Source organism: Ferrimonas sediminum, assembly GCF_900100175.1.
Lineage (GTDB): Bacteria > Pseudomonadota > Gammaproteobacteria > Enterobacterales > Shewanellaceae > Ferrimonas > Ferrimonas sediminum.
Genome location: NZ_FNEM01000003.1, coordinates 170,844 through 197,838 on the forward strand (window position 1 = coordinate 170,844; position 26,995 = coordinate 197,838).

Consider the following 26,995-nt stretch of genomic DNA (forward strand, 5'->3'; position numbering starts at 1 on the left):
GACGCTTCGATGAAGGATGGACATGGACAGTTTGCAATTCACGCAAGTCGCCCCCCCCAATGACGGTGAGATCGCGGCACTAAAGCAGGGACTGACCGGCTTTAACGACGCGGTTACCGGCAGCCTGCAACATGAAAAAATTGCCTGTTTCATCAAAAACAGCAGCGATGACATCGTTGGCGGCATCGCCGGTGAAGTAAAGCTGGGCTGGTTGCACGTCGACGGTATCTGGGTTCAGGAGTGCCAGCGACGCCAAGGTGCCGGCTCCCGGCTGCTCGCCCAACTTGAGGGATACGCCCACGCCAAGGGCGCTCACGGGATTCACATCAAGACCACCAATTTCATGGCACTGGAGTTCTACCAGCAACACAGCTACGAAGTCTTTGCCAAGCTGGAAGACATGCCACCAGGCTACGTCAGCTTCTTCCTGAAGAAGGAACTCAACGCCCAGATGTAACATCACCGCTACGACGACGGCCCGCAGTGATCGTCGTCTTTAGAGGGGCTCAGCGACCCGGTGCCCAACAACCAGTCGGTGAACGGCCAGGTAATGTTAAAGTTGATTCGGTTCATCCGCTTAGGGTGATGATGCAGACGATGGCGCTCACGCATGCTGGCGAAAAAGCCGATTCGAAACAACCGGTGAGTGGCAGGAAGGTGCCAGCAGAAGTGGCTGACCTCATACCACAGGTAGGCCGCCACGGTGGTGGCCAACCACAACCAACCGCTGTTGGCTCCCAACCACCTTCCCAGCCCCAGAGCAACCAGAGCATTGCCCAGGCTGATCACCAGGATCAGATACGGCGGAAACAATACCACCCGCCAATCGCGGCTATCCCGACACAACAGATCCTGATGGGTGAAAAAACGGTGATGATCACCACTGTGGCGCTGATAGAACAGCGGCAAGATCCGGGTCCGGCGGTGCCCCAGCCAGCGGTGAGCGACGTACTCCAACACATTGGCCACCAGCAGTGCCACTGCCACCGTCCACCATTGCCAACCGGATACCGACTCCAGCTGCACCAGGGCCAGCGCCATCACCCCGCTCCCAAACAGCGCCACCGCGGCCGCATGCCAAGGCCCCCGATAAGCGGGAGAAACCCCCTGCCGGTACCGCTGTTGGAAGGCCCGTTGACGCTCTATCCAGTCCATGATCGCGACTTCCTCTGGTATGCCTGACCACTCAAGCTAACGGCATCACCACCAAACTACAACAGCGGGGAAAACACCGATGAATAAAAACATCGTACAACAGGCGCCCACAACTCATTCATCCTCCGGCTTGAGGCCATTGCCAAAGTACACTCACCCATCGTAGTTTTCCGTGACACTATCTGTTCAAAATGCTCCGACAAAGTGACATAATACCCCACCAAAACGGCATCCAAATCAAAAATAAAACTATAAACAACAGATATTTAGAGCAATTCGCTAAGGCGTAAATTTCAGGTGGCGCGGAGTCGTAATGGATTATCAACAAGTTGAGCTGTCAAAAGTACATCATACAGCCAAACAGTGGCTGCCCAGCCTGCAGATACTGGAACGCTCTCTGGGAGCCCACGCTCTGATCGCCTACCTCGATCACGACGACGCCCTGCAGCCGCTGGTAGCCTCCGCATCACTGTCTGCTGAAGAACAGCGCCAACTGCTGCACGAAGTCACCGCCAGGCGGATAACCGAAACCTCCTTTGCAAGTAACGCCGAACCGGCCACGGCTGATCTCACCCCTCAACGGATGATCGAGCTGTTCCTTCCCACTCAGGCTCTGTTTGGCGTTCTGTGTCTGTGCAGCGGCGATGACAGCCCCCTCCCTGAGGAAGCACTGATCCTTGCCGACAACCTGGCAGCCCGAATTCAGCGCGATCTGGCCCTGCTTCAGCAAGACTGCCTCAATGAGTTCAACCGGCAGCAAGGCCAACTTCAGTCCGAATCGTTGCCCAGCCTGCAGGCGTTCATCAACAGCATCGAAGGACATATCTGGATCAAAAACCTGGATGGCATCTATGTCTGTGCCAACCACAACGTTAGCCGCGACTGGGGCACCTCCCCCATCGGCAAAAATGACTTGCAGCTGTTTGGGGCTGAACGCAGTGCCATCTTTGATGCCGCCGATCGAAACGCCATCCGCAGTGGCAAGCCCATTGTCACCGAAGAGTGTGCCGATGCCGATGACCCGGATCAGAACCGCTGGCTCGAGACCATCAAAAGTCCGGTGATCTCCGAGACCGGCGAGGTTGTGGGTGTCATCGGCATGACCCGCAACATCAGTCAAAGAAAGGCGTTTCAGGACCAACTTTCCCTGGCAGCCACAGTGTTTGCTAACTCCGTCGAGGGTGTATTGATCACCGACCGCCACGGTACCATCATTGAGGTCAACAACGCCTTTACCGAAATTACCGGCTACCGGCGTGAGGAGGCGATCAGCCTCAACCCGCGCATTCTCAAGTCCGGCCGTTACGACAACGGCTTTTATGAGACGATGTGGCAATCCCTGACTCAGGAGGGCCAATGGCAGGGTGAGTTATGGAACCGCCGCAAGGACGGCAGCCTCTACCCTCAGATGACCACGCTCTCTGCGGTATACGACGATCACCGGCGCATCCGTTATTACGTGGCGGTGTTTGCCGACATCTCGGAGCAGAAGCAGGCGGAGGAACGCCTGGCCCACATGGCCTACCACGATCCGCTCACCGGGCTGCCCAACCGGGCTAAGATGCAGGCGGAACTCAAGCTGGCCATCGAACGGGCCGAAGAGCGACAACAGCAGATGGCGGTGGTGTTTGTGGACGTCGACCATTTTAAGCTGATCAACGACAGCGCCGGCCACCTGGTGGGTGACGAAGTGTTATGCGAAGTGGCCAACCGGCTGAAGCAACAGGTACGCCAGGTCGACACCGTCGCTCGCATTGGTGGGGATGAATTTGTGGTACTGCTGTCCGGTATTCCCGATAGCCAGGCAGCCACGGCTGTGGTCAGCAAGCTGATGGCCCTGTTTGAAAGACCCTTTGAGCTCGGCAGCGGCGATCAGTTACGCCTGACCTCCAGTCTGGGCATCGCCCTGTTCCCTCAGGATGGCCGCAACAGCGACACCTTGTTGAAACACGCCGACAGCGCCATGTACCGCGCCAAACAGCAGGGACGCAACAGCTTCTCCTTCTTCACTCAGTCGCAAAATGAACGGTCATTGGAGCACCTGAAGCTGCAGAGCGATCTCCACGATGCCATCGCCAACCACGAACTGCACCTGAACTATCAGCCCCAGTACGATCTGGCCTCAAACCGAATCGTAGGCATCGAAGCGCTGATCCGCTGGCACCACCCCAGACTCGGAGTACTGGGCCCGGCCCGCTTTATCAACATGGCCGAACGCATGGGGCTGATCACCGATATTGGCCTGGTGGTGTTAACCCAAGCCTGTCACCAGGCAAGCCAATGGCTGTCTCAGGGGCTGGAGTTTGGCCGGATCGCGGTGAATGTGGCAGGTCCGCAACTGTTGCGACGGGACTTTAGCGACGAAGTTCAGGCGGTGCTCAAGCAGACCGGCTGTCCGGCCAGTGCCCTGGAGCTGGAGGTCACGGAAAACTTCCTGATTCAAAACCCCGACGATGCCATCCGCAACCTGAATCAGCTCAGGGCACTGGGTATCCACATCGCCATCGATGACTTTGGAACCGGCTACTCCTCCCTCAGTTACCTGAAGCGACTGCCGTTAACCACACTGAAGATCGATCAGAGTTTTGTGCACGGCATCAGCGTCGATGCCGACAATCAGGTGATCGCCAAGGCGATCATCTCCATGGGCAACTCATTGTCTCTGAATGTCATTGCCGAAGGGGTAGAAACCAGGGAGCAGGCTCAGTTCCTGGCGGAAAATGGCTGTGAACAAGCCCAGGGATTTTTATTCAGCAGACCGGTCAATGACTCAGCCATACTGAAACTGTTAACGCAGCAAACCGATCCGCAGCCACTGCTGCAGCCCTAACACCACCGCGGTGTTTCTGTGTGGCGCCAGAAACCGTCCAGGCAGGGACAACACCACATCGGATACGGGTCAGATGGTCAATTGGCTAGATCATGATGCCGACACTGCCTAAGGCAACAAACAACACTGACAAAATGAAGCACTCTCGAATCACTATCTTCATAATCTCTCCTCAGTCTGAATAGATAGCGCGGCGTCCTTGAACGCCATCGCTTAACACCAGGTCAATCGCCGGCTGGCAGTGCTGACTGGCCCTCGCAGGCCGGGAATCGATAGCCTGGCACCGGGAATGGGTTCCCATGGCTCTGCATACCGAGTATTCATACCCGTTGCCGAACGACCAACGCCTTCATGATGACACAAAAAATGGTTAGACTTCAAATTAAATCCAAGACCGAGCTGCATATAAATGCATCAAACCATAAATACAATCAATCAATTAACAGCAGATGTTGACTAAAGTCATGAATAACAGTCAAAAAGTTGATTCGACATCAAACCAAAAAAATGGCCCTTTTTGCCAATGAACAGATCCGTCAGTGGATCAAGGCTGCTTCACAGCAAATGGCGGCCAGTCGCAGCCCTTTTAGCGCCCGGAAGCCTCTGCTGCCAATTATGTTAAACGACGGCGGCCGCTTCGATGATGTCAATGAAAAGCGATCTGTCGGAGAACCCTGATGCGGGCCGGCAAAGCCGTTAACCCGGGGGGAGTACGGTGCAGAAGGAAAGACGGGCATCAGCAAGCATCGGCCGAAGCCCTTACCATCGGGCCACTAACGGACGCTGCGGCTGTAGACCTCCAGCCCCTGACTCAGCGTCGACAGCCAAACCGTCAGAGACTGATGACCCCGCATCAGTTCCACCTCGACGCTGGCCCCTTCGGAGGCCAGGCCGGCCAACTTAAGATCTTCGCGGTTGAAGGCGCGCTGGCCATCAATAGCCAGAATCACATCGCCGGGCTGAACCCCCTGACGGCTGGCTTCGCTGTTGGAGTAGACACTGCCCACATACAACTGATTCGGCAACCCGGCCCTGGCCAGGGCGTCACCATAGGCCTGACTGGATACCGATTGCCGTGCCTGTTGCCAAATCGCCAGCCGCTGGCGCTTCAGAGATGCATCGAAGGCCCAACCTTCCGACAGCGCCTGATGCTGCAACGCCTGATCCAACGTCATCGCTTGCTGAATCTGGGCCAATGCCCGTTCGGCCATCGCGACCTCCTGGGCAACGGACACCACGGCCTCTGTGGCGGGAGACGAGTCTGCCGAAGCTTGGCGGGCATCCGCTGGGGCAAGGCCCGCCAGTGGAATGTCATGACGTTCGGCAATGTGGTACACCACCGCCATCAACAGCGCCAACTCCTGATTCAGCAACCGGTTTTCCTCCTGCAACTGACTCAATGCCGCAGGCTCAGGGACAGGGAGCTCAACCGCCGGTCCGAGCAAGGAGGCACCCAACGCCCCCACCAATACACCGGCCACTCCCCAGCTCAATGACTTGACTACCATCGGCCCTCCTTCGCCTACGGGTATTTAACCCCAGTAAAACAAAGGAGAAATCACATTACAAACGCAATTCGGACAAAAGAGTTCGAAGGAAAATCAGTGGCGGTCACGACTCAATCAGATGGGACAGCCTGGCTTGATCGCCGGATTCATCCAACATCACTTTACAGATCCTGAGGCGATAATGGCGAATCAGGTCGCGGTGGTGAGGATCTTCGGCGACGATACGCTTCAGGTGTTGGTGCCAGCTGTCGACATCCTGGATGCTTTGCCAAAAAGAGAGGCTGAGCAGCCGGTGCTCATCCATCATGCTTTGAAAACGTTCGATGGAGACCAGTCCCGGATGCTCATTAATCAGCTCCAAAAGCTGACTGGCCAGGGCCATCAACGCGCCCTTGCCAGTTTCGGTGGGGTACACCTCTAGAATTACCGTTATCATTGTCGCTCCCTGCCCGGGGGCACCCTGAGCTGCCCCCTGATCCCCGAGGCCGTTTCTGTCTGCCCGGGGCTAAATTCAGCGTTGCGCCGTCAGTTGGCACAACTTGACGATCACCTCGACCGCCTGCTCCATTCCCTCTAAGGTAATGAATTCGTGCTTACCATGGAAGTTAAAACCACCGGTAAACACATTGGGGCACGGCAACCCTTTGTAGGACAGCACCGCGCCGTCGGTACCACCGCGAATCGGCTTGATGTCCGGCTCAATGCCGCAGTTGCGCATGGCGTCTTCGGCCAACTCAATGATATGCGGGTGAGGCAGCACCTGCTCCTTCATGTTGCGATAGCCATCCTGCCACTCCAGCTCGCACGGCATTCCCTGATCGGTAAAGGCCTGGGCCTGGGCCTCCAGGTAGGCTTTGCGCAGGTCCAGGGAGGTCAGGCAGAAATCCCGGACAATGTAACTCAGGCTGGCTTCGGCAGTACCGCCGTTAATGGCCACCAGGTGATAGAAACCCTGGTAACCCTCGGTGTGTTCAGGTGTTTCGCTGATGGGCATCTGCTGATGGAAGCGGGTCGCCAGGGTCAGAGCATTGACCAATTTGCCTTTGGCGGTTCCCGGGTGAACAGAGTTGCCGGTAAACCGCAGCGTGGCACTGGCGGCGTTGAAGTTTTCATACTCCAGCTCCCCGACCGGACCACCATCAATGGTGTAGGCCCACTGGGCACCGAACTTGGCCACATCAAACTCACTGGCGCCACGACCGATCTCCTCGTCCGGAGTGAAACCGATGCGAATATCGCCGTGGGGGATCTGCGGGTTGGCCTTAAGCACCATCATGGCGGTGATGATCTCGGCAATACCCGCTTTATTGTCGGCACCGAGCAGAGTCGAGCCGTCGGTGGTAATCAAGGTCTTCCCCTTGAGAGTGGACAGCACCGGGTACTGGGCCGGATCCAGCCGGTCACCCTGCTCGCCCAGGGCAATGATGCCGCCATCGTAGTCCCGAATGATCTGGGGCTTCACGTCTTTGCCGGAGGCATCCGGGGCCGTATCCATGTGGGCCACAAACCCGATGCAAGGCACCGGGGTGTCGACGTTGGCCGGCAGGGTCGCCATCACATAACCATGCTCATCCAGGCTGACGTCACTCAGCCCCAGGGTCAGCAGTTCGTCATGCAGTGCCCGGGCCAAAACCCACTGTCCCTCGGTACTGGGCAGTGACTCACTGGCGGCATCGGATTGAGTATCGAAGGTAACGTAATGCAGGAATCGATCTAACAGCTTTTCCATAAGGACTCTAATCTGGCTAAGGGCAAACGCCCATTATGCCAGCGCTCGAGAGTCACTGGGGGTGCGTCAGATCACGTCTGTGCCAACGCAGCCTAGTCTGACCGGGCCCGAACCTGCCTCAGGCAGCGCGCCATGACCTCATTGTTGTAGTGGTGGACCACGTTCTGGGCATTAAACAGCTGTGGCAACTCCAATAACAGCACCAGGGCAATCACTCCCCAGCCCCAGGGCTGCGGCAGCACAAACAACAGCAGAATGCCCAGCAGCATCAGCGCCAGATTAAACATTCCACGGCCGGGACGCCCCAGGTAGAAGTGGTGCAACCCGGCCACAAAACACCAGTTCAGGGCCGCATAGGTATCGGGGTCTTTCACCAGTCGGCGCTCCATGGCGTAGTAGCGCTGTCGCTGAGGGTCGCTCAGTGTCCGAATCTCCTGCCTCAGTTGCTCCTCCTGCTGGCGCAACTGTTCACTTTGCTGACTCATTGGTTCTCCCTGGGAATGGGGTCATGAATAATATGGGGACAGTCCGGATCGCTGCAGCGGCGAATCCGCTGCCAACCAAGAACAATGCCGCGACAGGCGCCGAAGCGCTCTATCGCCTGGCGGGTGTACTCCGAACAGCTGGGGTGAAAGTTGCAGCTGATATTAAAATAGCGCCGGGCACCGCCGCCCCGTTGATAGCGGCCAATCAGGGCAAGGCACAGCCGTTGCCCCCAGCCGGGTGCCTGCTTCAACGATTACGGCCCAGAGTCACGATAACCGCTTCCCGGTCCCAGAACAGCATAAAGCGCTTACGCTCGATGACCTGGAACACCAACTGCCACCCGGCGGCGGCTTCTTCATTGAGGGTCGCTTCCACTTTTTTCAGCGGCAGGCCACTGGAGCCCAGCAGCAGGGTTCCGCAGCCGCCTTCGGCGATGTGAATGACTTTGTATTCGGTAAACTGAGACATTGCATTTCCAAACTAAACCATGATCATGGTTTAAATTACTCGGTTCAAAATACAAAAATCAACTTCAATAACAAATAATTACACAACATCAGCTACGAGACAGAAAAGAGGCCCGATACAGGCCCATCTCCCTGGTGAACAAAGGAGGTTCGCTGACACTCTCCGTCCCATTAATGGTGGCAGCGCCAATGGTAGAAATGCCGCATTGATGCCCGTTCAGCTAACCAGCTGCAGATCCGCCAGTTGCTTATACAGCGCGTTTTGAGCCACCAACTCCCGGTGGGTCCCCACTGCGGCGATGCGGCCCTGCTCCATCACCACAATGCGGTCGGCGTTGACCACGGTGGCCAGACGGTGGGCGATGATCAAGGTGGTTTTTCCCTTCATCAACTCATCCAGCGCCAGTTTCACCTGCTGTTCACTGGCGGCATCCAGGGCACTGGTGGCTTCATCCAGCAGCAATACCGGCCGGTCGGCCAGCAGGGCACGGGCGATGGCGATGCGCTGTTTCTGGCCACCGGACAGGCGTACGCCCCGCTCGCCAAGATCGGTGTCGTAGCCGTTGGGCAAAGCCTCGATGAACTGATGGGCCCGGGCGGCGCGACAGGCCGCGTGCACCTCCACCAGGGTCGCCTCGGGACGGCCATAGCGCACGTTTTCCAGGGCACTGGTGGCAAAGATCACCGACTCCTGGGGCACCAGGGCAAACTGCTGCCTCAACTCGGTGGGCGCCAGTTGCTGAATGTCGATGCCATCCAGCAGAATCCGCCCTTGCTGGGGAAGATAGAAGTGCTGCAGCAGCTGAAACAGCGTCGACTTACCGGCGCCACTGGGCCCCACCAGCGCCACCCGCTCACCGGGCTCAATGGTCAGCGCCAGATCCGACAACACCGGCAGATTCGGGGCACTGGGGTAAGCAAACCCCAGGCCCTGCAGGGTCAACTCTCCCCGCACCGGCGAAGGCAGCGACCGCGGCGAAGCCGGGGCCACGATGGAGGGCTGAGTATCAAGCAGCTCCATCAGCCGCTCGGTGGCCCCCGCCGCCCGCTGAACCTCACCAATCACCTCGCTGATGGTGGCCACCGCCCCGGCGACCATCACCGCATAAAACAGAAACGCGGTCAGCTCACCGGCGCTGAGGCCGCCACTGAGCACCTGCAGCGCGCCCAACCAGGCCACGAGGGTAATGGCACCGATACTCAGGCTCATCACCAGCGCAATCAACAAAGCCCGGTAGTAGATTCGGGAGGCGGCGGCGTCGATCACCGCCTCGACCCGGCCCTGGAAGTGAGTTCGATCCACCTGCTCATGGGTGTAAGCCTGCACGGTGTGAATCTCATGCAGGGTTTCATCGACATAGGCTCCGATGTCCGCCACCCGATCCTGGCTGTCACGAGCAAAGGTGCGCACCCTGGCTCCCAGGACTTTGATGGGTACCAGCACCACCGGCACGGCAATGGTGACATACAGCGTCATCAGCGGACTGGTCACCAGCATCATCACCAGCCCCCCCACCAGGGTCACCGACGAGCGCAGCGCCATGGACAGACTCATGCCCACCACGGTCTGAATCACTGTGGTATCACTGGTGAAGCGGGAGATCACTTCACCGGTACGGGTCGACTCGTAAAAATCCGGCGACAGAGTCAGCAGGTGTTGGTAGACCCTGGAGCGGATGTCGGCACTGACCCGCTCACCCAGCCAGGACATCAGGTAGAAGCGAAAAAACGCCGCCGTTCCGCCCACCAGATTGATGCCCAGCACCACCAGCATGATCTGGTTAAGCCGTTCACCGTTGCCACTGAGGAAGCCTTCGTCCACCAACAGTTTGACACCCTGGCCCAATGCCAGCCAACTCAGGGAGCCAAGCGCCAGGGCGACACAGGCTGCCGCGACCCGGCGGCGATAAGGTTTTAACAGAGTACCCAACCAGGGCACCACTGCAGCCACACGACTTTTCTTCATGCAATTCCAATCTATTCAATGGCATTCAATGCAGATGCGATTGAACCATCATAAACAAAAACCGGTCCCTGTTGGGACCGATCTCCTGTTAGTACGGTAAGAGACTGTGTCCGTCACGCACTGCGGGCATGCCCATGGCCTTTGCCATCCCCGGTCATCCAGCTGACGCGGTTCAGGTCTTTGCCTCCGATGGCAAACGCCTGGCCAAAACCTTTCACAAACAGGCCCTTACTGGGCTTTAGACAGTAGAGGTTAAAGTCCGTCAGCTTAGCCAAGTTCTCTGCAATCTCACCAAAGCGCTGCGTCAACGCCGCGATACCCTGGCTAAACACCGCAGTATCGCGCCCAATCAGTTCGGCGGTGACGTCAAAGGTCAGCCGTTTTCGGCCATAGATGGATTTGGCACTGACCTCGTCCTGTACCATCATCACCGACAGTTGCTTGTTGACCTTGAGGTTGATGCCATGGCGAGCGATGTCGCTGACCAGGATATAAAAGCCGTGCTCCCCCTGGGCAAAAGGCGCATAGCTGACATTCGGCTGCCCATCCACGTCCAGGGTTGCCAACATCAGGGTCTGACAGGCCGCTTTAAACTCTTCCACCTCCGGCAGCAGGCGCTCCTGCAACCGCTGTTGTTTCTGATTCTCCATAAGGGGTCGTTTCCTTTAGTTATACGGCCTTTGGTCACTCATAGGGCAGCGGCGACTGCCGCTGCGGTGTTACTCAGGCGGCAGTGACAACCTGCTGCTTCAATGCGGCAAATCGTTGTACCTGATCCGCCAGCAGCACCCGTTTCTTGTCTCTGCCCAGATAGATCTTGAAGATGATGGCACCATCTGCGTCGAACATCTGAATGCTGTGGCTGTCACTGCCCATAAACGGCTTACTCACCAGCGCCACCTGGGCCACCGCATCCAGTTTCAGATGCCCGTGCAGTCCTTCGCCCTTGGTCACCAGGTTGTAATAACCGTGTCCCGGCTTGCCCTTCGGGAAGCCGCCTTTAAATTCAAAGATGCTGCCGGCAACGCTGACAATGGTGGTCATCGGCCCCCATTCCGGCAGGTCTGCCATCAGCGAGTCCAACTGTTCCCGGGGCCATACCGTGCCCATGCCGTCCGGCAGTGAGGCCACGACCTCAAACTCGGACACGCCGAGCAGGTCGGCAATCTGGCCCGGCATGGTACCGGGGTTGTCGTGAATGATGTCGGCCACAGCCTGAGCCAATTCACTCATGCGCTTTTCTCCATAGAAAGGGGGTTAGTATCAAGGTAACTGAGCAGGCCATTACACAGATTGACCTGCCAGAAGCGGCCAGCCAGAGTGAAGGCCACCGCGGTGTCGGACACCTTGGCCAGCCCGCGCTGCTGCCACTGGGCAAACAGTGGCCGGGCATGCTCATAAAGATCACCCCCAAGCAGCCGGCGGGAAATCACGCCCTTGTCACAGGCGCCTACGAGCTGGCTCTTGAGGTGGGTTTCAGATTTAGGCAGCAACACCATTATTGGCCATCGCTGCTGTTCGATGCTGACCTGGTAGCGCTCCAGATCCCTGGGCTGCATCAGGGCGAATCCTCCCAGATTGCCGCCGGCTCCCGCCCCCAGGGGCAGAATTTCGGCCCCGGCTTTCACCATGGAGTTGTACAGACTACGCTCACGGTTGTCCTGGGACCAATGACAGCAACTGAGTCGCTGAAAATGATGCCTTTCCATGAAGTCATTGCCGTATCGGTACATCTGCGACTTGGTGGCCGTGTCTGCGGGTGGAGGCGCGCTGCCTTTTTCACACTGCTCCAGCATCGGCGTCCCTTTCAGGTCGATAAGCTGGTACAGATCGACGCCACTGACATTGGTGGCCAGCATGTCCTCGAGATCCTGCTGCCAGATGCTGGTGCTTTGGTGAGGCAGGCCAAACAGCAGATCAATCACTATGGGCGCCAGCCCGGATTGGCTCAACTCGGTCAGGCGGGCCATCACCGATTCACGGTCGTCCAGCCGTTTGGCCGCCTTACGCACCTGGGTATTGAAACTCTGTACCCCAAAAGAGAAGCGGTTAAAGCCCCCCTCCAGCGCCCCGTTGAACTTGGCGTCATCAAACTTGTTGATGCGGCCCTCCAGCGTCAGCTCGCAGTCGCTGGTCAGGGGAAAGTTGGCCCTCAGAGCCTGGCCCAGTTGTGTCAGTTGCAACGCAGACAGATCCGTCGGAGTACCGCCACCGATGTAGACCGCATGAAACGGCGCACTCTGTGCGTACTGAGTGCGGCCTTTACGCTCAATCTCCTGCAACAAAAAACCAAAATACTGATCGACCAGTTTGCGACTGGAGGCGTACTGGAAAAAGCTGCAAAAGGTGCAGCGCACCCGGCAAAACGGAATGTGCACGTACAAAGCCCGGCGTTTATCTGAAGTAACACCGGCACTCAACAGTGACGACAATCGCTGTTGGGCTTGCTCTGGCGCTAACGGTGGCCTGCCCGGCCCACCGGCGTGGGCACCGCGCTTTTGCTCAAACGCGTATTTCAACGGATCCGGCGTATCCTTGCCGGTCATCAAGTCATCCATGCTAGGGGCGAAAGTCATCTCAACTCCAACGAATTCAACCAATTAACATGCGGGCCAACCCCTACCGCCAGTGAGAGTAAGTGACTGACGTCAATGCTATTTCTTGGTTTAGGTAACTCAATGACCACGGACTCTACCGGAGAACAAGATTTAAATCAAATGCGAATCATTTTTATTTGCACTCTCAATATCATCCATTCTATTATCTGTGCACCCTCTGCTTAAGGATCCCAGGTCGTGACTCCCAATCGTTATCTCTTGTCTGCCGTTACCGCCGTACTCATTCAGGGCTCGGTCATTGCTGCCATGCCAGTGGAGTCCCCTGTGGTTAGACAATCGGGCCAGGTCACCTCCCAGATCAGTCTGTCTCTGGCAAAAGCGGTCAATACCGCCGAGCCCAAGCCGGAGTCCAAACCGGAGTCCAAACCGGAATCCAGGCCGGAACCCAAACCGGAACCCAAACCGGAACCCAAACCGGAATCCAGGCCGGAACCCAAACCGCAACCCAGGCCGCAACCCAAACCACAGCCCAAGCCAGAGCCTAAACCCGCAGCCAAACCAAAATCTGAGCCTGAGACGAAACCCAGGCCGGAGCCCAAGCCCCAACCTCAAACGGCTACGACTCCGGTTGCGGCCAAGCAGGGGGTGATGGCGCTACCGGAACTGGTCAATCAACCGGCCTTTCTGACTCCCCCCAAACCACCGCGTTACCCCAAGTCTGCCCGCAAACGCGGCCAGCAAGGGGTCACCCTAGTGGAGGTCTGGCTCGATAGCCTGGGGAAACAAGTCAAGCTGGAGGTGATCGAAAGCAGTGGCCACAACAGCCTGGATCAGGCGGCAGTGGCCGCCGTTCAAAACTGGCAGTTTGCCCCGCAGTCTCCCGGCTCAACCGCAAAAGCCTCCCGGGTCCAGATCCCGGTTCGCTTTGCCCTGAATTAACCGACAACCCCTTAGGAGTTCGCCCCCATGGCGCCGTTTGAAACCTACCTGAACAACCTGGGCGTCATGGCCTGGCCTCTGCTGTGCTGCCTGACTCTGACATTGATCATATTGATTGAGCGGCTCGCCAATGTGGCCATTAACGCCCCGTGGCGGGATCACTGGCTCAGGCAACTCGACTGCCAAAGTCCCCTCGACTGCCCGGCGCTGGAGCAACGACTCAACGGCCGTCGCAGCCTGTTGTCGCGAGGCACTCAGATGCTGCTGAGTCACGCCAATCAGGATAAAGCGTTGCGTGAAGAGATCGCCGGTTTGTGGCTACTGAAGCAGAAACGACGACTGATGGCCGGCCTCAAAGTGCTGATGGTCATCGGTATCATCAGCCCGATGATGGGGCTGCTGGGCACGGTATTGGGGCTTATCCAGATGTTTCAGGAGATCGGCGCCAGCAACGGTCCGGTGACTCCAGCCCAACTGGCTGACGGACTGGGGCTGGCTATGTACACCACCGCCGCCGGCCTGATCATCGCCCTGCCCGCCGTGGGCGGCGCCCATCTGCTGACCCTGTGGGCAGAACGTCAGCTGGGGAAGACCGAACACGTGCTCAATCGCATTAACCTGTGGCTATCCGGCATCACACCGCGCTCTCAACAGGAGATGACCGCATGATTCGGGTGCGCGAGTCTGCGGCAGACAGCCAAAGCAGCGGCGTCGACCTGACACCGCTGATCGACATCATCTTTATCGTTTTGGTGTTTCTGTTGTTGACCGCCAATACCCGTCTGCTGGCACTGCCGGTGGATGTCCCCGAGCAGGCGGAGTCCGCACTCAATCCAGTCCATGAAGACAAAACCCTGGCGGTCAACGTGTTGGCCCAAGCCCCCCATTACGCACTCAACCAAACCCCTTACCCAAACTGGGATGAGTTTAAATCCGCGTTTTTAGCGGCTCACAACCAGTATCCCGATTACACCGTGGTGGTGGCCGCCGATAAACAGGCCCCCATCCAGCCCTTGATGCAACTACTGGCGCTGATGCAAGCCAGGCAGATTGACCAGACCCAGATTCTGATGGAGGAATAACCATGAATCATCGCTTTCCCCTTACCACTGCTTCCCTGGTACTTGGCGCCTGCCTGAGCCTCTCTTCCGTGGCCGCCGAACGCGTAGTCAGCGCCGGGGCCGCCGTCACCGAACTGGTGGTGGCGCTGCAGGGCGCTGACAAGCTGGTGGCGGTGGACGTGACCAGCAAGGTACCGGAAGGGATGGAGGTTCCGATGCTCGGCTATCACCGTACCCTGTCTGCTGAGGGCATTCTGTCGATGAACCCGGATCTGCTGGTGGGCAGCGATGAGATGGGGCCGAAGGCCACACTCAACATCATTCGCCAGGCCGATGTGGAAGTCGCCAACCTGCCGGCGGCGGAAACACCGGAACAACTGCTGACCAATATCGATACTCTGGCCGGGCTGCTGGCCTCCGAAACCGCGGCACCGAAACTGAAAGCCAAAATCAATGAACAGGTGACCCGCATCACCGACGCCAAGAAACAACTGGCTCGCTCGCCCCGGGTGGTGTTTGTACTGCTGCGAGGGGATCGGGGCGCCCGTCTGGGCGGCCATCACACGCCCGCCGACATGCTGATCACCCTGGCCGGGGGCACCAATGTGGCCGGCTTTGACGGCTACAAATCCGCCAACGAAGAAACCCTGTTGGCGTTAGAGCCAGAGATGATTCTGGTCACCAAACCCAGCATGGACGATGACGACGCCGCCAAGGCGCTGCTGGAATCGCTGCCGCTGCTGGCCCATACTCCGGCGGGTAAAAACGGCCACATCCTCAACCTGCCCGCCAAAGCACTCCTGGGCGGATTGGGGCCCAGTGCATTGGACGCCGCTGAAAATCTGGCTCGGCAGATGGTGGAGATCCGATGATGGACCAAGCCCGACTGTTGTGGCCGCCACTCATCGCATCGCTGATGGTGGCCGGCCTGTTGTCAATCACCACCGGGCCCCTGGCCATCGATCCTCTGGATAGCCTGAGGGCGCTGTGGGCCACGGTCGTTAATACCGAAGTCACGTCGCTCCAGCCCCATGAACAACTGGTCATCAGCAACGTGCGCCTGCCGCGCACCCTGCTGGCCATCATTATTGGTGCCCTGCTGGCGCAATGTGGTGCGGTGATGCAGGGGCTGTTTCGCAACCCATTGGCGGATCCCGGCATCATCGGTGTCGCCTCGGGGGCGGCTCTGGGGGCCGCCATCTCCATCGTGGTATTTCCTTTGGCCGGAGACTACCTGGTGCCGATTGCCGCGTTCCTCGGCGGACTGGCCACTACGCTGGCAGTATACCGACTGGCCCACAGCCGCAACGGCACCTCGGTCACCCTGCTGCTGCTGTCCGGGGTCGCCATCGGCGCCCTGACCGGTTCCGGCATCGGCTTTCTGACCTTTGTCGCCGACGAAACCGCCCTGCGAGATCTGACCTTGTGGCAGATGGGCTCGCTGGCCTCGGCCCAGTGGCACAGTATTGGTATTTGCCTGGTGGCCTTTGCCATTCTGGCCTGGCAGTTCCAAAAAAACGCACAGTCTCTCAATGCTCTACTGCTCGGAGAGGCGGAAGCTCGCCACCTGGGCGTAGAGGTGGAGAAGCTGAAGATCAAACTGATCATGCTGACCGCCCTTGGCGTAGGCGTCAGTGTGGCCGCCGCCGGCATGATCGGCTTTATCGGTCTGGTGGTTCCCCATCTGATTCGTATGATCATCGGACCGGATCACCGAACCCTGCTACCGCTGTCGGCTGGCCTGGGCGCTGCCATCCTGCTGCTTGCCGACCTCGGTGCCCGCACCTGGATGGCTCCGGCCGAAATGCCGGTCGGCCTGGTCACCGCGATACTCGGCGCGCCTTTCTTCCTGGCGCTGCTGCTTAACCAACGCAACCGGCTGGGGTAATCATGGCATTTTTACACATTCAGGATCTGGACGTTGCCGTTGGCGGTAAAGCGCTACTACAGGAGGTGTCACTGGATGTACGCCCCGGGCAATTTACCGCCCTGCTGGGCCCCAACGGGGCTGGCAAAAGTACCTTGCTTAAAGCCGTTTGCGGTGAGATTGGCCATCAGTCTGGCCAGATTCAGTTTCTGGGTCGCCCCATGGAGCGGTGGCCGCGCATCGAGCTGGCCCAACACTTGGGCGTGCTGCCACAGCACAACAGCCTCAGCTTTCCTTTCCGGGTTCGGGAAGTGGTGGAGATGGGGCTGTTTCCGCTGAGCGCCAGCGCCAGTGAATCAAGGATGATTGTCAACCACGCTCTGGAGCAGGTGGACGTCTATCACCTGGCCGAGCGTCGCTACCCGACCCTGTCCGGTGGTGAAAAACAGCGGGTGCAACTGGCGCGGGTGCTGACCCAGCTGGCTCAGGCCAGCGAACCGCCCCTGCTGCTGCTGGATGAACCCACCTCGGCGCTGGATCTGTCTCAGCAGCACCGGGTGCTGGCCTTGGCCAAGGCACTGGCAAAAGAACAGGGCTTTGGGGTCATCGCGGTGCTGCATGACCTCAACCAGGCAGGGCGCTACGCCGACCACCTAGTGGTCTTGGATAACGGCAGCATTCGCTACCGGGGCAGCGCCAACGAGGTGCTGACCGGGGATCAGGTCGAGTCGGTGTGGCATTACCGCCCTACCATCGTCAATGACCCTAAATGGGGCACTCCGGTGGTACTCTGACGCCACCTAAATCACCCACACCAGAAGGCGACCGGCCTCTGCCCCGGTCGCCCTTTTGCTGCCCTTTCCCTAACGATACCAGACTGAACCCGGCCGGCGCTGCCGTCATGCAGACAGCCACACCATGCCCCTCTCCTGCCCCCCGATAAGCAAGCACAAAAAAGCCGACCCCGCAGCACGAGATCGGCAAACGCACCCAAGGGTACTGATGAACTTCATCCTTTGAGCTCTGTCTACCCTCAAAAAAAGCCGGCCCTGGCAGCGGGCCGGCAAAGCACCTAAGGGAAGGTAGAAACGGTTAAGGGGTCTTAATCTTAAAGAACATGGCGTACAACACCGGCACCACCACCAGGGTCAGCACCGTGGCAAACCCCAGGCCAAACATGATGGTTACCGCCAGCGAGGCAAAGAAAGCATCGAACACCAGTGGAATCATTCCCAAGATGGTGGTCAGTGCCGCGTTACTCACCGGCCGCACCCGGCTGATGGCACTGTCGACGATGGCCTGATAGGGCTCTTTGCCACTCGCCAACTCCAGGTTGATTTGATCCAGCAGTACAATGCCGTTTTTCAACACCATACCACTGAGGCTGAGTAGCCCCAGCAAGGCGGTAAAGGTGAACGGCTGGTTGGTTATCAACAGGCCGATGGTGACGCCAATCAGGGACAGAGGCACCGTCAGCCAGATCACCGCCGGTTTGCGGAAAGAGTTAAACAGCACCACGGTGATGATGAACATAAACAGGTAGCCCATGGGCAGGGAACCAAACAGCGACGACTGCGCATCCAGGGTCGACTCATATTCGCCGCCCCACTCCAGCTCATACCCGGCAGGCAACGCCAGCGCTTCTACCTTAGGGCGAATGCGTTTAAACAGCACATCGGCGGTCTCATCGCCCAACACATTGTGGTCGGCCATGACCGTAATGGTGCGCTTTCGATCTTTACGCTGAATCAACGAGTCGGTCCACACCAGATCAATGCTGCGCACCACCTGCTGAATCGGCACATAGTGCTGCAGGGTCGGGCTCCAGATCTTCAGGTTATCCAGCGTGGCGTAATCGTCGCGATACTGCTGCTCCAGCCGGGTAACAATCGGCAGCATGCGGGTACCGTCCCGGTACATGCCGACGGTACTGCCGCCAAAGGCCATCTTCAGCGTCTGCGCCACCGCTTCGTTGCTGATCCCTAAGCGACGGGCCTGAGAGTCATCCAACACCGGGACCAACTCCTTGGTGCGCTCACGCCAGTTGTGACGCACCCCACGGGCACCGCCATCCTGGTTAAGGATGTCCTCAACCTGAGCCGCCAGTTGTCGCAGCACATCGGGATCGGCACCGGACAGGCGAGCCTCAATTTTCGACTTCGGCGACGGACCGAATTCCATCAGTTTCAGCTGGAACAGCGGCTCGACAAACGCCTTGGGCAATTGCTCATCCAGCACCCTGGCCAGTGCCATCATGTTGTCCTGATTGTCGCTGCGAATCGCCAGCTGTGCATAGGAGGCATAGGACTGCTCCGGGGCGTAGGTCAGGGTAAATCGCGGCAACCCCTGGCCGATGGTGGACGCCACAAACTCCGCTTCCGGCCGCAACAGGATGTACTGTTCAACCTGCTTGACCATCGCCTCGGTTTCCCGAATGTCGGTGCCTTCAGGCAACCACATGTCCAGGTAGAACATCGGCGTATTGGATGGCGGGAAGAACGCCTGCTTAACCTGGCCAAAGCCGGTAATCGCCCCGGCCAGCAACAGCACCATGGCCACCATGGTGGTCTTGCGGAATTTCAGTGACCAGCGTAACAGGCCACCAAAGATCAGGAATCCCCGACCTTGATAGGGGTCCTTACTGTCCTCCTGAGTCGATGGCGCAGATAACAGGATGTCCGCCAGGAACGGTGTCAAAGTCAAGGCGGTTACCCAGCTCAGAAACAGAGAGAACAGCAGGACGTAAAACAGAGAGTTCATGAATTCACCGGTGGCATCCGGTGACAGCCCGATGGGAGCGAATGCCACAATGGCGATGATGGTGGCGCCCAGCAGCGGCCACTGAGTCTGAGACACGATATCTTTACAGGCCTCGAGCTTGCTCTTGCCCCGCTGCATGCCCACCAGAATCCCTTCCACCACCACAATGGCGTTGTCCACCAGCATCCCCAAGGCGATGATCAGCGCCCCCAGCGAGATCCGCTGCAGTTCAATGTCGGCGTTTTCCATCAGGATAAAGGTACCCAACATGGTCAGCAGCAGCACCGCACCGATGATCAGGCCACTGCGCAGCCCCATGGTAAACAGCAAAATCACGATCACGATGGCCACGGCTTCGGCCAGGCTCAGCAGGAAGCCATTGACCGAGTTTTCCACCTCCTGCGACTGGTGATAGAGCGGGTGCAGTTCGATGCCAACCGGTCGGTCCTGCATCAGTTCCGCCATCCGCTTGTCCACCGCCTGGCCCACTTCCACCACGTTGACGCCATCGGAGAAGGCAATGCCCAAGCTCAGGGCCTGCTGACCGTTATAACGCATCCGGTGAGTAGGAATCTCCTGAAAGCCCCGGTGCAGAGTCGATACGTCACTCAGGCGCACCAACTGGCCGGAGTCACGACCATGAATGATGGGATCAATGCTGCTGCCTACCGAGGTCGGCCTCAGAAACAGCGACTCGCCATTGATGGTCATCTGGCCGGCATCCAGTACCGCGTTTTCCTGGGTCAGCAGGTTCACCACCTGGCTCATATCCAGGTTCAGCGCCGCCAGCCGGGTCAGGGACATCTCGATAAACACCTGCTCCTGCTGGACGCCATCGATGCTGACCTTGCCGACGCCCTCGACCAACTCCAGCTCGCGGCGCAGGGTATCGACGTACTGTTTGAGGTCGTCAAACTCATAGCTGGAGCCGGTCACCATATACAGCACACCGTACACGTCTCCGAAATCATCGATAACCGCCGGGGTACGGGCCCCCGAAGGCAGCGACGGTGCCAGATCATTAACCTTGCGGCGCACCTCATCCCAGATCTGTGGCAACTCGCTTTCGTCGTACTCCATCTTCATAGACACGGTGATCTGCGACAGGCCCGGTGCCGAGGTGGAGACGATCTTGTCCACATAGGGCAGGCGCCGTATCGCCTTTTCAATGGGGTAGGTAAGCTCCTCCTCCACCTCTTCGGCGCTGGCGCCGGGGTAGGCGGTGACCACCATGGCGTCTTTAATGGTAAACGCCGGATCTTCCAGCCGCCCCAGGTTCAGAAAGGAGCTGGCGCCGCCAATGGCCAGAATCAGCAGAAACAGCCAGCTGATGACCCGGTTTTTAATGGTGTATTGGGCGATATTCATGTAACGGTTTAATCCTTGTTGACGACGGTAACAGCTTTGTTGGGGCGCAATTTCGCCAAGCCGGAAGTAATAATGCGATCGCCACCGGACAGGGCACCCATCACCAGTGCACCCTCCTGAGACATTCGGGCCACCTCAACCCTCATCGGTTCGGCGACGCTCCCCCGAACCCGCCAAATCTGGAACCGGTTGGCGACATCCGTGGCCTGCAGGGCCGTCAGGGGCAGCCGGTAACCACTGGTCACCGGCAGCCCGGCCGCCTTCAGGTCGATGCTCACTTCCGCGGCTTCACCAGGCAACATCTGCCATTGGGGATCATCCAGAGCCAGTTTGGCCACATAGGCACCGGTATCAGGGTCCAGTCGCAACGAGTGCTCCAGGTAACGCATGGGAATGGATTCCGACCGGCCTTTCAACGTGACCTGAGGCTCATAGTTCATGGCAGGTGCTATGGTGACCGCATGACTCAACAAGGTATCAGGTACCTGAACCTCCACATCGATACGATCACTTCGATACAGGGTCAGCACGGTTTCCCCCGGTGCCGTAGTTTCGTGGGCCTGCTGCTCCAGGGTATCGACGATGCCGTTAAACGGTGCGCGCAGCTCGGTGTAACTCAACTGCGCACGGGCTGAGTCCAGGCGGACCCTGGCCAGGCGCAGATTGGCGTCGATCTCATCGAAGTCAGACTGGGCCATCAGCCCTTTATCCAACAGTTTCGAGGCGCGCTCCCACTGCTTTTGCAGCAGCTGTTGCTGGGCAGTGGCGTCCTCAAGCTGCTGGCGCTGAATGGTGTCATCCAGCCGGGCCAGAATCTGCCCCTGCTGCACCGCCTGGCCCGGTAATACCGCCAGGCTGACCATCTTGCCTTCGATTCGAAACGCCATTCTGGTCAGCTCTGCCACCGCGACCTGGCCGTTAAAGCGACGCTCCAACAGGTGTTGGGGGGTATCCAGAGTGATGGTCTGAACCAGTTGCGGGGCCAGCGGCTGATTAGCCTGATCCGCCCCACACGCAGTCAATCCGGCGACAAGCGATGCCGCCACAGTCCACTTCATTACCGTCTTCATGTTAAATTCCCCGCTCTCTTTCCCACACGCGCACCAACTGCCCCGCATGCAGCCGGTTGGCACCGGCAGTGACAATGCGGTCACCGGACTGCAGCCCGGACTTCAAAGTGCCGTCGCCGTTCAGCTCCACCATCCTCTCCTCCAGGGTGCTGTGCTCCGGATGGATGCGCCAGACCTTGGCCTGATGGCCAACCCGGCTGATCAACGCCCCTTGGGGCAGGGTCACCGGTGTCATGGTGTTATTCAAACGATTCAGCTCCACCCAGGCGGTCATGCCCGTCAGGGCATTGACCACTTTGGGGCGCGGCATAATCAAGGTAATGCGGTAGCTGTTGGTGTCCGGATCCGGCTGGGAGGCGAACTCCTTGATGCGGGCATTGGCATAACGTCCGGGATGGCCACTGAACACCACACCGGCATTGAGCTCACCGGTTTGACGAAGTTCCTGCCCGTATTGCAGCGGCAGGTTGAAGCTGACATCCACCTGATCGTTGTTCTCGACGCTCATCACCACCTGATTGGCGGCCATCACTTCACTGGCGCGGGCAAACGTCATCGATACATAGCCACTGAACGGCGCCCGAATTCGAGTGTCATCGAGATCGCTCCGGGCCTGAACCAGGCGGGCCTTGGCCACCACCTGGTCGGTCTGAGTGCGATCGAACTGATCTTCGCTGATCAGCTTTTGCGCAAACAGGCGCTGATCCCGTTCGGCACGAATGGTGGCCAGGTCGTACTCCGCCTGCCGCGACTGAACCGCCAACCGGTAATCGGTGGGATCCAGTTCCGCCAGCAACTGGCCCTCAAACACCGGCTCACCCATGCGCACATACACGCCGCGCAGCTGACCTGGAATGCGAAACCCCATCTGTGCATGCCGGCTGGCCTCAACCTCGGCGGCAAACGGCAGCGACTGTACCTGTTTACCAATCACCATCGCCTTCACCGGCTGCACCACCGCCGGCGACGGCTGACCGCCATCGGGCTGAAACTGAGCCTGAGAATAGGCATAACCGGCCCAGGCCATTACAATAGCGGTCAACAGCGCCAAGCGCCGATGCCGTTTCCAGAGAGGATTTACTGCAGTTTTAAACATTGAAACCACGTGACACCATAAAGAGTAATTTACTATCCACGCGTATAGCTTATATACTACACGGGCGGATAGCAACTGTTGCTATACAAATGTATAGCAAGATGGTTCGACTAAGGCGCCGAGTTGGGCGAGGCTAATGAGTGAGAAGCAATGACAGCAAAACGTTCCGGTAGACAGAGTGCCAACTCGGCGCAGCAAACCCGTAAGCAGATCCTGTGTGTCGCAGGTGAACTCTTTGTCGAAAAAGGGTTTGATCGGGTATCGGTCCGCGAGATTGCCGACAGTGCCGGGGTCTCCCATGGCCTGATCCGCCACCACTTTGGCAGCAAGCATCAAATCTGGGAGCAGGTTTGTGATCGGGTGCTGAATGACGTACTGATGCAGATTAAAACCATCTTGTCTGAGCTGGATCCCAAACTGCCGGCCAACGAACGTTACTTCTCGCTGATCAGCCGATTTCTGGCCACCCAGCTGTGCGACCCGAGGCCGATGCGGCTGATGGTGGATGCGGTTCGGGACAATGAGATGCTATTCAATTACTTCCAGGACGCTCCCGCCGATATCGAAGCGTTGTTTGACTCCGAGCTCCGGGCGGTGCAGGCACAAGGCTATCTGGAGGGGATGAAAGTCAAAGAGATGAAGTGGCTGATCTGCATGTTCACCGACGCCCCGGCCACTCTGGCGCCGTTATTGGTGGACGTGTACGACACCAGTCTGGACAAGGCCAGGGTCCAGCACTGGATGCTTGCCTGCCAACTGCTGGCCAATCCTCTGGGCATTAGCAACGACAAGATTCCCAGGCCGGCCACCCTGGAAGAGGTCGCCCTCCCCTGGAGCCGCTGCACCCCCGACGACCTGTGTGACGAGACTTAACCCTCCAGAGCCCCGACTGGCGGGCCCTGGTGTCGCCACCGACATCGATTAATCCAGGCTCTTCTTAAACCGGGTTGACGCCACCGCCAGCCCTATGACAGTAAAGCCCGCCAGCCACAGGGCATCCTGCCACATGGCGATGAGATCTGAGCCACGCAACACCACCCCGCGAATGATGCGCATAAAGTGTGTCGCCGGCAACACCTCGGCTATCCACTGGGCGGCATTGGGCATCGCTTCATAGGGGAACATAAAGCCAGACAGCAAAATCGAGGGCAGCAGCACAAACACCGTCATCTGCATCGCCTGCAGCTGAGTCGTGGCAATGGTGGAGATCACCAACCCCAGTGTCAGGCTGGCGGCGATAAACAGCAGGGTTCCCCACAGTATCTGACTCACCTCACCATTGATCGGCACGCCAAATACCGTCACTCCCAGGCCCAGGATGATGGCCACCTGCACCAGACCGATGAAGATATAGGGGATGATCTTGGCCACCATCAGCTCCAGAGAGTGCACCGGCGTGGTGATCAGCAGCTCCAGGTTGCCTCGCTCCCGCTCGCGGACAATGGCCGCCGAGGTAAACAGGATCATGGTCATGGTCAGAATCACCCCCAGCAGGCCAGGCACTATGTTCACCGCCGAGCGCCTCGATGGGTTGTAAAACAGCGCCACCTCAAAGGTTTTCTCCTTTACCCCGGAAAAACTGGCCATCTCGGCAATGGGCATGAACTGAAACTGCAAAATCGCCGAACTGACCATGGTATCGCTGCCATCCACCAGCCACTGCCCCAACTGACGCCCCTGGGCGGCGCGTTGATTCAGATCCGACGGCAGCACCAAAGCGGCCCGAACGCGCCCGGCGCCGATGGCGGCCTCCGCTTGCGCCACCGTCGCCAGCCGCTGTTTCACTTCCACTACCTGGGTCGCTTTCACCGACTCGGTCACCACCCGCCCCAGCACCGACTGGCTTTGATCCACCACCGCCACCGGAATGTTGCGCACATCGGTGTTGATGGCAAAGCCAAACAGCAGCAGCTGAATCAGGGGGATCATCACCACCATACCGAAAGTGATTCTGTCCCGGGACAGCTGGCGCAACTCCTTAAAGACAATGGCTTTAATCCTAAATACGCTGTTCATTGCCGCCCCTCCCCGGTGCAGGTAACAAACACATCTTCCAGGCTGGGGCGGGCCAGGGTCAGCCGACCATGGCGCAGCGCCGGCTGCTGCTGTTGCAACCAGGCAATGGGATCCTCAATGGCCGTATCCACCAACACCCGCAATCGAATCCCCAGCTGGGCGGCAGAACGTACCTGCGGCAAGGACACTAGCTGCTCTTTAAGCTGCCGCAAGCCCACCGCTTCCACCTCCACCACCGACACCCCCATGTCGTTCATCAGGGTTTCCGGTGCGCCGTCGGCTCGGACAATGCCCGCCTCCATGATTGCCAGGGCGTGGCAGCGCTCCGCTTCATCCATGTAGTGGGTGGTCACCAAGATGGTGGTCCCGGCATCGGACAGATCAAACAGCTGCTCCCAGAACTCACGGCGATTCTCGGGATCCACTGCCGAGGTGGGCTCATCCAGGAACAACAAATCCGGCTTATGCATGGTGGCCGCCGCCAGCCCCAGTCGCTGCTTCTGGCCGCCACTCATGCCTCCCGCTCGCTGCGTCGCCAGCCGGGTCAGGCCGTAGGTGGTGAGCTGCTCATCGATGCGTTGACTCAACTGCCGATCCGGCATGCCGTAGATCTGACCGATAAACTGCAGATTCTCCCTGGCGGTCAGATCCTCATACAGTGAGAATTTCTGGGTCATGTAGCCAATCCGAAGGCGCAGGGCTTCCGCCTGCCTGGGGATAGACAGTCCCAGTACCTCGACACTGCCCTGGGTGGGGCTCAGCAGGCCGGTCAACATGCGGATGGTGGTTGACTTGCCACAGCCGTTAGGCCCCAGAAAGCCATAGATACTGCCGGTGGGCACCGTCAGGTTCAGACCATCGACAGCCTTGAAATTGCCAAACTTGCGCACCAGCCCCTCAGCTTTGATGGCGTATTCAGTCATGGGGCATCTCCACCTGGGCGGGGACGCCCGACGGCAGGTGACGGGCAGATTCGGGCAGAATCACCTCGGCCAGGTACACCAACCTGGCTCGATCCTGTTCATTTAAAGCGTAGTAAGGGGTAAAAGCCGGCTCGGTCGCTATCCAACGAATCTGGCCCTGATAGCTCTGTTCGTCGCCATCAACGTGCACCATCAGCCGGGTACCGGCACTGAGCCGAACCCGATAGGGTTCAGGCACATACACCCGGGCAAAGGGGGTCATGTCAGCCTGGATGGCGGCAACGATGCCATTGGTGGGCACCCGCTCACCAATGTTATAGGGCAGGCTGTCCAGAATGCCGTCCCGGGTCGCCACCACGGTCAAATCGCTGAGAATCTGCTCCTGCAATGCCACTTCCGCTTCGCTGGCATGAAGTGCCGCCTGGGCCTGGGTGATGTCTTCTACCCGGCTCCCCCGAATCAGCTTCGCCAAGGTTTCTCTGGCCAAATCCTGATCCGCTTTAGCCGCGTCCCGGTTGGCTTTAGCGCTGTCCAGGGTCGCCACGCTGGCAAGCTTCTTTTCCACCAGGGTTAACGCTCGCTCCAGACTTTTATCCGCCTCCAGCAGGGTGGCGCTGGTCCGCTCCACCTTGGCCTGTGCCGCCGCGATGTCTTCCGGTCGTTCACCGTTGGTCAATCGCAGCAGGTAGGCTTCCGCTTTCGCCTGCTCAGCCTTGGCCCGGGCCACCACGGCCAACTGCTGCTTGTCATCCAGCACCACCAATATGTCGCCGCGTCGAACAAACTCCCCCTCTTTAATCGGCCGCTGACGAACAATCTGATTGGCGGTCGCCGTCAGGATCACCCGATCCCGCTCCAGGGTGCCAAGCGCCTCGGTCGGCACCGGGTCGGTGCAGCCTCCCAGCGCTAACGCCATCATCACAGCAAACAATTTCCATTTCATAGGGGTACACGTCTCCGAACAGGGGTAGACCACCAGTCTACGAAAACCGGCTAAATTCACTACAAACTCAATTCTCACTGTGAGTACAATTTGATGAATTTTCAAGCGTGACAAAGAGTAAAGGCCTAACTCTCCTGCGAGGGACCCACCGGCAGCCCCACTTCGGCGATGGACTGATGTGCTCGCCGGTTAGGTTTAGGCTCATGCTGAAAAAGTGGGGCCCGCCTTCGGAACGGTTGAAGAAATAGTGGAC

General features: G+C 58.6%; 26 protein-coding genes. 9 read left to right on the forward strand and 17 right to left on the reverse strand.

The annotated features are described in order from the left end of the window. Window positions 1-22: 22 nt before the first annotated feature. Entirely contained in the window at window positions 23-457 is a 435-nt protein-coding gene (locus BLT77_RS05150) for a GNAT family N-acetyltransferase (protein WP_090363044.1), read from the forward strand. Window positions 458-465: 8 nt separating this feature from the next. Here BLT77_RS05150 and BLT77_RS05155 read toward each other — a convergent pair whose 3' ends face one another. Continuing rightward, complete coding sequence (locus BLT77_RS05155) at window positions 466-1,155, reverse strand: sterol desaturase family protein (protein WP_090363047.1); 690 nt, start codon at window positions 1,153-1,155, stop codon at window positions 466-468. Between the two features lie 313 nt (window positions 1,156-1,468). On the opposite strand from BLT77_RS05155, the gene BLT77_RS05160 reads away from it, so the two are divergent. Further along, window positions 1,469-3,985 (forward strand): EAL domain-containing protein, encoded by a 2,517-nt coding sequence (locus BLT77_RS05160; protein ID WP_090363049.1) that lies wholly within the window; start codon window positions 1,469-1,471, stop codon window positions 3,983-3,985. Between the two features lie 773 nt (window positions 3,986-4,758). On the opposite strand, the gene BLT77_RS05170 is transcribed toward BLT77_RS05160, so the two are convergent. From BLT77_RS05170 to hutW, 10 genes are all read right to left on the reverse strand, one after another. Further along, the gene (locus BLT77_RS05170) at window positions 4,759-5,493 is read right to left on the reverse strand and encodes a PDZ domain-containing protein (RefSeq protein WP_090363054.1); all 735 of its coding nucleotides are present in this window, start codon (window positions 5,491-5,493) and stop codon (window positions 4,759-4,761) included. 103 nt (window positions 5,494-5,596) lie between these two features. Further along, a complete protein-coding gene (locus tag BLT77_RS05175; protein ID WP_090363056.1) occupies window positions 5,597-5,929 on the reverse strand; it encodes an antibiotic biosynthesis monooxygenase family protein in 333 nt (110 codons plus the stop codon). 75 nt (window positions 5,930-6,004) lie between these two features. Next, complete coding sequence (gene pepT, locus BLT77_RS05180) at window positions 6,005-7,222, reverse strand: peptidase T (protein WP_090363058.1); 1,218 nt, start codon at window positions 7,220-7,222, stop codon at window positions 6,005-6,007. A gap of 92 nt (window positions 7,223-7,314) precedes the next feature. After that, window positions 7,315-7,707: a TM2 domain-containing protein gene (locus BLT77_RS05185; RefSeq protein WP_090363060.1), complete on the reverse strand. Its 393-nt coding sequence runs from the start codon at window positions 7,705-7,707 to the stop codon at window positions 7,315-7,317. Continuing rightward, the gene (yidD, locus tag BLT77_RS05190) at window positions 7,704-7,958 is read right to left on the reverse strand and encodes a membrane protein insertion efficiency factor YidD (RefSeq protein WP_218126902.1); all 255 of its coding nucleotides are present in this window, start codon (window positions 7,956-7,958) and stop codon (window positions 7,704-7,706) included. The genes BLT77_RS05185 and yidD overlap by 4 nt, the downstream gene beginning before the upstream one ends. Further along, entirely contained in the window at window positions 7,955-8,176 is a 222-nt protein-coding gene (locus BLT77_RS05195) for a DUF4177 domain-containing protein (protein WP_090363065.1), read from the reverse strand. The genes yidD and BLT77_RS05195 overlap by 4 nt, the downstream gene beginning before the upstream one ends. Before the next feature lie 216 nt (window positions 8,177-8,392). Then, a complete protein-coding gene (locus BLT77_RS05200) occupies window positions 8,393-10,141 on the reverse strand; it encodes an ABC transporter transmembrane domain-containing protein (RefSeq protein ID WP_090363068.1) in 1,749 nt (582 codons plus the stop codon). Window positions 10,142-10,254: 113 nt separating this feature from the next. Then, entirely contained in the window at window positions 10,255-10,791 is a 537-nt protein-coding gene (hutZ, locus tag BLT77_RS05205) for a heme utilization protein HutZ (RefSeq protein WP_090363071.1), read from the reverse strand. A gap of 73 nt (window positions 10,792-10,864) precedes the next feature. Next, window positions 10,865-11,374 (reverse strand): heme utilization cystosolic carrier protein HutX, encoded by a 510-nt coding sequence (gene hutX, locus BLT77_RS05210; RefSeq protein WP_090363074.1) that lies wholly within the window; start codon window positions 11,372-11,374, stop codon window positions 10,865-10,867. Further along, window positions 11,371-12,717: a heme anaerobic degradation radical SAM methyltransferase ChuW/HutW gene (gene hutW, locus BLT77_RS05215; protein WP_090363075.1), complete on the reverse strand. Its 1,347-nt coding sequence runs from the start codon at window positions 12,715-12,717 to the stop codon at window positions 11,371-11,373. Before hutW ends, hutX begins: the two co-directional genes overlap by 4 nt. 219 nt (window positions 12,718-12,936) lie before the next feature. Between hutW and BLT77_RS20190 the strand changes: the two genes are divergently transcribed. From BLT77_RS20190 to BLT77_RS05250, 6 genes are read left to right on the forward strand one after another with little or no spacing between them, the layout of a single operon-like run. Continuing rightward, window positions 12,937-13,638 carry an energy transducer TonB gene (locus BLT77_RS20190; RefSeq protein WP_176819189.1) on the forward strand — a complete coding sequence of 234 codons (702 nt, stop codon included), beginning with the start codon at window positions 12,937-12,939 and terminating at the stop codon, window positions 13,636-13,638. A gap of 27 nt (window positions 13,639-13,665) precedes the next feature. Then, window positions 13,666-14,307, forward strand: coding sequence for a MotA/TolQ/ExbB proton channel family protein (locus tag BLT77_RS05230; protein ID WP_090363081.1), 642 nt, complete (start codon window positions 13,666-13,668; stop codon window positions 14,305-14,307). Beyond that, on the forward strand, window positions 14,304-14,720 hold the full coding sequence (locus BLT77_RS05235) for an ExbD/TolR family protein (protein WP_090363083.1): 417 nt from the start codon (window positions 14,304-14,306) through the stop codon (window positions 14,718-14,720). The genes BLT77_RS05230 and BLT77_RS05235 overlap by 4 nt, the downstream gene beginning before the upstream one ends. 2 nt (window positions 14,721-14,722) lie before the next feature. Then, on the forward strand, window positions 14,723-15,571 hold the full coding sequence (locus tag BLT77_RS05240) for a heme/hemin ABC transporter substrate-binding protein (RefSeq protein ID WP_090363085.1): 849 nt from the start codon (window positions 14,723-14,725) through the stop codon (window positions 15,569-15,571). Continuing rightward, entirely contained in the window at window positions 15,571-16,587 is a 1,017-nt protein-coding gene (locus tag BLT77_RS05245) for a FecCD family ABC transporter permease (protein WP_090363465.1), read from the forward strand. Before BLT77_RS05240 ends, BLT77_RS05245 begins: the two co-directional genes overlap by 1 nt. A 2-nt stretch (window positions 16,588-16,589) precedes the next feature. Further along, window positions 16,590-17,360 (forward strand): heme ABC transporter ATP-binding protein, encoded by a 771-nt coding sequence (locus BLT77_RS05250; protein ID WP_090363089.1) that lies wholly within the window; start codon window positions 16,590-16,592, stop codon window positions 17,358-17,360. 298 nt (window positions 17,361-17,658) lie between these two features. On the opposite strand, the gene BLT77_RS05255 is transcribed toward BLT77_RS05250, so the two are convergent. Genes BLT77_RS05255 through BLT77_RS05265 form a run of 3 tightly spaced genes read right to left on the reverse strand, consistent with a single transcriptional unit; the run spans window position 17,659 to window position 22,806 of the window. Beyond that, a complete protein-coding gene (locus BLT77_RS05255; RefSeq protein ID WP_090363091.1) occupies window positions 17,659-20,694 on the reverse strand; it encodes an efflux RND transporter permease subunit in 3,036 nt (1,011 codons plus the stop codon). Between the two features lie 8 nt (window positions 20,695-20,702). Further along, the gene (locus BLT77_RS05260; protein ID WP_176819190.1) at window positions 20,703-21,764 is read right to left on the reverse strand and encodes an efflux RND transporter periplasmic adaptor subunit; all 1,062 of its coding nucleotides are present in this window, start codon (window positions 21,762-21,764) and stop codon (window positions 20,703-20,705) included. A 1-nt stretch (window position 21,765) separates the two neighbouring features. Continuing rightward, window positions 21,766-22,806 carry an efflux RND transporter periplasmic adaptor subunit gene (locus BLT77_RS05265; protein ID WP_176819191.1) on the reverse strand — a complete coding sequence of 347 codons (1,041 nt, stop codon included), beginning with the start codon at window positions 22,804-22,806 and terminating at the stop codon, window positions 21,766-21,768. A gap of 204 nt (window positions 22,807-23,010) precedes the next feature. Here BLT77_RS05265 and BLT77_RS05270 point away from each other — a divergent pair, with 204 nt between their 5' ends. After that, a complete protein-coding gene (locus BLT77_RS05270; protein ID WP_090363098.1) occupies window positions 23,011-23,733 on the forward strand; it encodes a TetR/AcrR family transcriptional regulator in 723 nt (240 codons plus the stop codon). A 48-nt stretch (window positions 23,734-23,781) separates the two neighbouring features. Here the strand turns inward: BLT77_RS05270 and BLT77_RS05275 are convergent, their stop codons facing one another. Genes BLT77_RS05275 through BLT77_RS05285 form a run of 3 tightly spaced genes read right to left on the reverse strand, consistent with a single transcriptional unit; the run spans window position 23,782 to window position 26,742 of the window. After that, the gene (locus tag BLT77_RS05275; RefSeq protein WP_090363101.1) at window positions 23,782-24,876 is read right to left on the reverse strand and encodes an ABC transporter permease; all 1,095 of its coding nucleotides are present in this window, start codon (window positions 24,874-24,876) and stop codon (window positions 23,782-23,784) included. Next, the gene (locus tag BLT77_RS05280; protein ID WP_090363104.1) at window positions 24,873-25,799 is read right to left on the reverse strand and encodes an ABC transporter ATP-binding protein; all 927 of its coding nucleotides are present in this window, start codon (window positions 25,797-25,799) and stop codon (window positions 24,873-24,875) included. The genes BLT77_RS05275 and BLT77_RS05280 overlap by 4 nt, the downstream gene beginning before the upstream one ends. After that, window positions 25,792-26,742, reverse strand: coding sequence for an HlyD family secretion protein (locus BLT77_RS05285; protein WP_090363107.1), 951 nt, complete (start codon window positions 26,740-26,742; stop codon window positions 25,792-25,794). Before BLT77_RS05285 ends, BLT77_RS05280 begins: the two co-directional genes overlap by 8 nt. Window positions 26,743-26,995 lie beyond the last annotated feature (253 nt).